5 protein-coding genes and 1 pseudogene are annotated in these 5,420 nt (G+C 42.7%); all 6 read right to left on the bottom strand.

Annotated elements, in window-relative coordinates:
• Positions 1-238: 238 nt before the first annotated feature.
• Positions 239-355: pseudogene (locus BZJ18_RS17835) on the bottom strand (type IV toxin-antitoxin system AbiEi family antitoxin); the annotation flags it as partial.
• Between the two features lie 16 nt (positions 356-371).
• A protein-coding gene (locus BZJ18_RS16715) for an IS3 family transposase (protein ID WP_241825005.1) occupies positions 372-1,483 on the bottom strand; the annotation gives its coding sequence in 2 pieces (ribosomal slippage) (positions 372-1,231 and positions 1,231-1,483; 1,113 coding nt in all).
• 410 nt (positions 1,484-1,893) lie between these two features.
• The gene (locus BZJ18_RS16710) at positions 1,894-2,349 is read right to left on the bottom strand and encodes a GNAT family N-acetyltransferase (RefSeq protein ID WP_077458458.1); all 456 of its coding nucleotides are present in this window, start codon (positions 2,347-2,349) and stop codon (positions 1,894-1,896) included.
• A 404-nt stretch (positions 2,350-2,753) separates the two neighbouring features.
• On the bottom strand, positions 2,754-3,731 hold the full coding sequence (locus BZJ18_RS16705) for a DUF2971 domain-containing protein (protein ID WP_077458456.1): 978 nt from the start codon (positions 3,729-3,731) through the stop codon (positions 2,754-2,756).
• An 84-nt stretch (positions 3,732-3,815) separates the two neighbouring features.
• Positions 3,816-4,517: a hypothetical protein gene (locus BZJ18_RS16700; protein WP_108743177.1), complete on the bottom strand. Its 702-nt coding sequence runs from the start codon at positions 4,515-4,517 to the stop codon at positions 3,816-3,818.
• 116 nt (positions 4,518-4,633) lie between these two features.
• Complete coding sequence (locus BZJ18_RS16695) at positions 4,634-5,251, bottom strand: DUF4272 domain-containing protein (protein WP_077458452.1); 618 nt, start codon at positions 5,249-5,251, stop codon at positions 4,634-4,636.
• Between the last annotated feature and the right edge of the window lie 169 nt (positions 5,252-5,420).

The raw sequence follows: 5,420 nt of genomic DNA, 5'->3' as shown, positions 1-5,420 counted from the left end.
GTTATTTCTGTGTTTTGTATGAGCCTACCCACATAGCCGTCAGATTAGCAGAAACAGGCTAGAATGATGCTTTAGAAGTTCAGCATAAGACAGGTTTTCTCAACTTGCTGGGTAAAGATATTGAGGAAAACTACCAGAGCCTAGTAATCATCACACCTGTGCTGAAACAGGAAATGGACGAGATCGTCGGTGACTACAAAATCGACCTCAATGGAGAGTTCTAGTAAACCTACCGTGCTCAATCAAACTCATTGCAAAGCATATGAGTATTCCTGCCAACGCGCTTCAAATCTCGAATCGCCGCAGACTCCGTGGCGATTCTCAAAGGCCTATCAGAAAGAATTATATTGTTAAGTGTAACCCTCCCTGTTTTAGTGGCACTCTAAATTAGAGTTTTTCCTACTTTCATGCCTTGCTAAATACTCCCAAGGAGTCAGACCATCGAGTGAGTCATGAGGGCGTTCATCGTTGTATTCCTTCATCCATTTTTCTGTCAGGTCTCGGACTTCACTCAAAGTTTTGAACACGTACATGTTGAGTATTTCTGTCCGATAAGTTCGGTTAAATCGCTCTATATAGGAGTTCTCCGTTGGTTTGCCTGGGCGAATAAATTCCAACTCAACTGCGTTCTCTTCCGCCCATTCAGCCAGCGTGGTCGAGATGAATTCAGGGCCATTATCCATGCGCAGTTTACTGGGGTACCCTCGCCAAGCAATAATGCGTTCTAGCACCCTTATAATGCGTGGTGCTGGCAGATTGAGATCTACTTCAATCGCTAGCACCTCACGGTTGAAATCGTCCACGACATTGAACGTACGAAAGCGCTTGCCGCAGAGCAAAGAGTCACTCATGAAATCGATAGACCAGCAACTGTTGATCGACTCTGGACATGCCAGTGGTGTTGGATTTCGTTTAGGTAGGCGCTTTTTTCCCTTGCGCCGTAGGTTTAGCTTGAGCGAACAGTACACTCGATGGACTCGTTTATGATTCCATCGGTGTCCCCAGCGCCTAAGTACTTTAAATAATTTGCCAAAACCGTAGGCAGGATAACGCTCTGCTGCGTCCTGCAACGTCGCGATAACCTCATCATCCCGATGCGGATCTGGTCGGTAACGATAGACTGAGTCGCTAATGCCAACTACGCGGCAGGCCATTCGCAAACTGACCTGGTAGTGTTTGCGAGCGTAATCGACAAGCTCGCGCTTAACCGCTGGCCCTACAGCTTTTTTTCCAGAATATCTTTAACGATACGGTGCTCAAGGCTTAGGTCGGCAAACATTTGCTTGAGCCTCCGATTCTCATCCTCAAGCTCTTTAAGCCGTTTAACATCTGACGCTTCCATCCCACCATACTTGGACTTCCAGTTGTAGTATGTCGCATCAGAGATGCCATATTCGCGACAGACTTCGTTGACCTTTCGGCCTGCTTCGACTTCCTTCAAGATCTTTACGATTTGTGTTTCTGTGTAGCGTGATTTTTTCATCATGCGTTCTCCGTTTATTTCAGTGTAAACGGAAAACCTCTAATTGCTAATGACCAGTTTTTTGGGGAGGGTTACACTTTGATTAGCCGCCCCATTGTTGCGCATCCAAGCGAACAACAAAGTTGCTTACACCCAAACTGAGCCTGAAGATAATTGGAAAACAAACGTTTAGCCTTCTTTTTGAATAACGCCTGCTTGGGTTAACCGAATAATGTCTAATGGCCCAGTAACATGATTGGCAAGTAGCGGTGAGACCGCAGTAAGAGACCTTCTATATGTGTTTGCCGTAAGCAATGACTTAATGGCGGAAATGACAGAGCGAAGTAGACGACTTTGTTGTTCGAGAGCATTGGCTGCTGACGCAGCCAAAAAATGCTATTGCCTATTGACCGGAGAAGGGCTCATATGTGTTATGAGGCAACTTGAAGCGACAAAGAAAGGAAGTTTTCATCGCTTTCAGTCACCTGATAGCCAAGGGATTTGTAAAACCTTACCGCAGGCTCGTTTCTAGTAAAACTTGATAAGGTTACGTAACTACGCCCTTGCTCACGCGCCATTTCGTGAATCATGTTCATGACCCTTTCACCCAGTTTCTGATTTTGAAATTCAGGAAACACAATGAGTAAATGTACATGAAATGCGTTTTCGTAAGGCTTGAAGCATAGCATTCCAACTTGCGTGTTATTGAGATAAACCCAGTGAAACCAATGCGGCTCGTAGTCATTTTTTAAACGATTGACTTGGAAGTCATCACACCAGCCAAATACGGCATCAACATGCGAATAAAGTCCCTGTTTCACAACAGAGAACAGACTTTCAAACTCATCATTTTCTATTTGTATTAGTTGAATATCCATATGCCTCATAACGAATGACATGGATTCCCCCTCTTGAAGATCTGCCACACTTAGGTGCGGCCTTTAATACCGGAGGTAACCATGTCTACTCAGTTCTTTTTCAGCGTTGTTCTCGCCAAGCATCAATTTTCTCTTCACGCGGTGGGCGAACACGGAAAAGTCATTCTCCATAACTCGTTCTCATGCTCCTGAGTGGGAACGGGAAGTAATGTCTAGTGGCCCTGTCACAGGGTTGGCTGGCAGCGGTGAGACCGCAGTAAGAGACCTTCTATATGTGTTTGCCGTAAGCAATGACTTAATGGCGGAAATGACAGAACGAAGTAGACGACTTTGCTGTTCGAGAGCATTTGGCTGCTGCGCAGCCAAAAAAATGCTATTGCCTATTGACCGGAGAAGGGCTCATATGTGTTAGCTTAAATTTTCACTGAATCAAGATGATAGTATTTTTTACTATGCTCCATTTTATATAGCCCATCCAATTTTTTAAGCTTGCCACTTTCCTTTATTGAGGCAGCTAATCCACCACAGGGAGACTTACACCCAAAATAGATACGGCTAATTGCATCAGGGTTAAGTCTAAACAAGTGTATTGCTGGCTCATTGTAATCTTTAGACAAAAAGTATACTTCTTTCTTTATACTCTCATCTCCCATATCTTCATGCATTTCATACTCTTTTGGATAAATAACTTGAATTTTATCATTATCAAGTGTGACAACTTCTATAGACTTGTCAGAGGAGCATACTTTGCGTATATGTTTGTTTTCTTTGCAAATGATTGAATCTGCATCATGCAGTTGAACAATCGAGCGATGCTCTTTCTCATAAATCCAATCTTCGGATTTAGTAAATAAAATTTCTCGATTAAACTTTATCCAATGATACTCATGCTCTGAATCTGGTGCAGATAACTCGGGTCTATCAAAGGATGGAAGTTGCCTTCGATATGCAACTTTCTCGGGGAATTCAAAAATATCACCTAAATAATTCTTACCGAATCTATTTCTCTTGCCATTAAGATATTGTATTGAGTCATCAAACAAAGGCTCAGACAAGTTAAACTCAACGACAACTCCTTTATGATCGTTAGCGTAATGTGCCCACATAAGAGGATTATTATGGTCTTCAGTAAAAGAAAGAATACCTAAGTCAAAGAAATCTTCTTGCACATCCCCCATCAAATTTTCGATCATACCATCATGTTTCTCATTCACATTTTTTCCTAGAGCACGATAATATTCCCTTTGTTGATGGTCGGCATCTTCTATTTGTTTTTTATTAAAAAAGCCTTCAAATGGGTCATTTAATGCCATAACTGGGGTGGCTCTAATCATGAAGTTATCGAAAAACTCTTCTCTTAGAGGCATATATTTATATAAAAACTTCGTCATATCCTTCCTTTAAGCTAACGCCCGCAATAAACGGCGCGAGGAACGAGCGTCCGGCGACCACAGGGAGCGAATTTAATTGCATTATTAGCTGTCTTTTTCATGCCAATACTTTAAATTTCTTCCAGCTAGCATTTCTCTCATTTTTTGAGCYAGTTCTCGATTATTAGGCGAACCACCTTCAAGGAGCTCAATAATTTCTTGTCGGAATGGTTCATGTGCTTTTCGTCTTGTCATAACTGAGCTTAACGTATTAGCAGCCAATCTAAACACAAATTCATTTTCTTTCATACTAGCAAGCAGCTCTTGGTATTCTTCAGTGACATCTACCCACTCTTCCAAGTCATCGGCTTCTTGATCAAAATGAGCTGGTGTAACTTTGCTAGGCGGCCTTCCTTCAATGATTTCTATTTCAGCTCTCGCAAAGGCTTTTGCTACTAATTCAGAGCAAAATGACGACGACTCATTACCTGCCCCCATAAAAGCCTTATTGTAATCTTGAGCATAGAAAAACATGGCCGCTTCCTGAAGATTTTCAGTTTTCAAACATGTCTCTGTAATGGTTTTATGTCTAATAACTCTCCATCCAGCTTTACAGGCCCTATCTTCATCAATCAACAAGGTTAAATGCACACCTTTGTCACCTGTAGCGTGTATAAAAACCCCATCACCCAAACTAAAAGCAACATGGCTAGAAATGGCGTTTTTATAAATGGCTTTTTGTACAGCCACAAGTGATGARGATAATTTTCCTTCACCAGTTACTAGTAATACATCTCCTGGTAGCACGAAATCCCCCTAGACAGCTAACGCTTCCGCCATGCGCAGCATGCAGCTGGCGAAATTTTTGTTGTTTTTCAAAAATTGTGACAGCTCATGCTGTCGCTTGGGCGGGCTTGTTAGGGCTAGGTATCCATTGGCACTTCATCCCAATCCTCCTCCACACCATACGCCCAATCAATTGCCTTTCTACGTTTGGAAACTATACCTTCGCTTAACTCACATTCTTGTCCCGTTAAACCACAGTTTCTTGCGTACCAGTGCATTCTATATAAAAGGTCGGACTGCTCTTGGATTTCRGCGATTGGGCGAAGCTCGGCCTTTTGAATGAACTCTTGAGGGTCGGTCTTAAACGGTATCTTGTGAGCTAGATCATCATCGCAATGCTTAAAGTGGTCCAGCTCCACTAGACCAATACACCAAGAAAGAGCTTGAGCACATTCAGTTAACCAAGACATATTTATTTTATCTTGGTCTCCGATTAAGTCTTGGCTGAGCAACTCTTTCTCATATCCACTTACATAAGGCATCAGATGAAACTTGTTCAGCTGCTCAAGAAGATCCTTACCTTTCGCACCAAAGCCCAAGCCAATGACATAGGCCGATGCACTTAAACGACCAGCAATATCCCGAGCCGATCTAGGATTAACCTCATCAAGACCTTCTATCTGAGGCAAGTGCTCAGGCACATCAATGCCAATTGAACTCAGATATTCGGTATTTCTGTTTTTTACTTCTTCCATGCAATTTTCTCAGAGAGCCCTAACATTTTATTAGTGCGCGTGCTCGATTTGTCAAAACCGTTATACGCCCTGTTCTATCCATAACCTCATGATAAGCATGCGGTTTTTCCATCTCTCTCATCAAGCTCTCTTCGGTGATAGTGTGCATGCCGCCTATCCCGGTTGAGGT

It is taken from the genome of Salinivibrio sp. IB872, assembly GCF_001995345.1.
Classification (GTDB): Bacteria; Pseudomonadota; Gammaproteobacteria; order Enterobacterales; family Vibrionaceae; genus Salinivibrio; species Salinivibrio proteolyticus.
This window is presented reverse-complemented; position numbering and strand designations above follow the sequence as displayed.

Coding starts and splice junctions, on each gene's coding strand:
- BZJ18_RS16710 (WP_077458458.1), bottom strand. CDS start 2,349: ATGAGGCATATGGATATTCAACTAATACAAATAGAAAATGATGAGTTT.
- BZJ18_RS16705 (WP_077458456.1), bottom strand. CDS start 3,731: ATGACGAAGTTTTTATATAAATATATGCCTCTAAGAGAAGAGTTTTTC.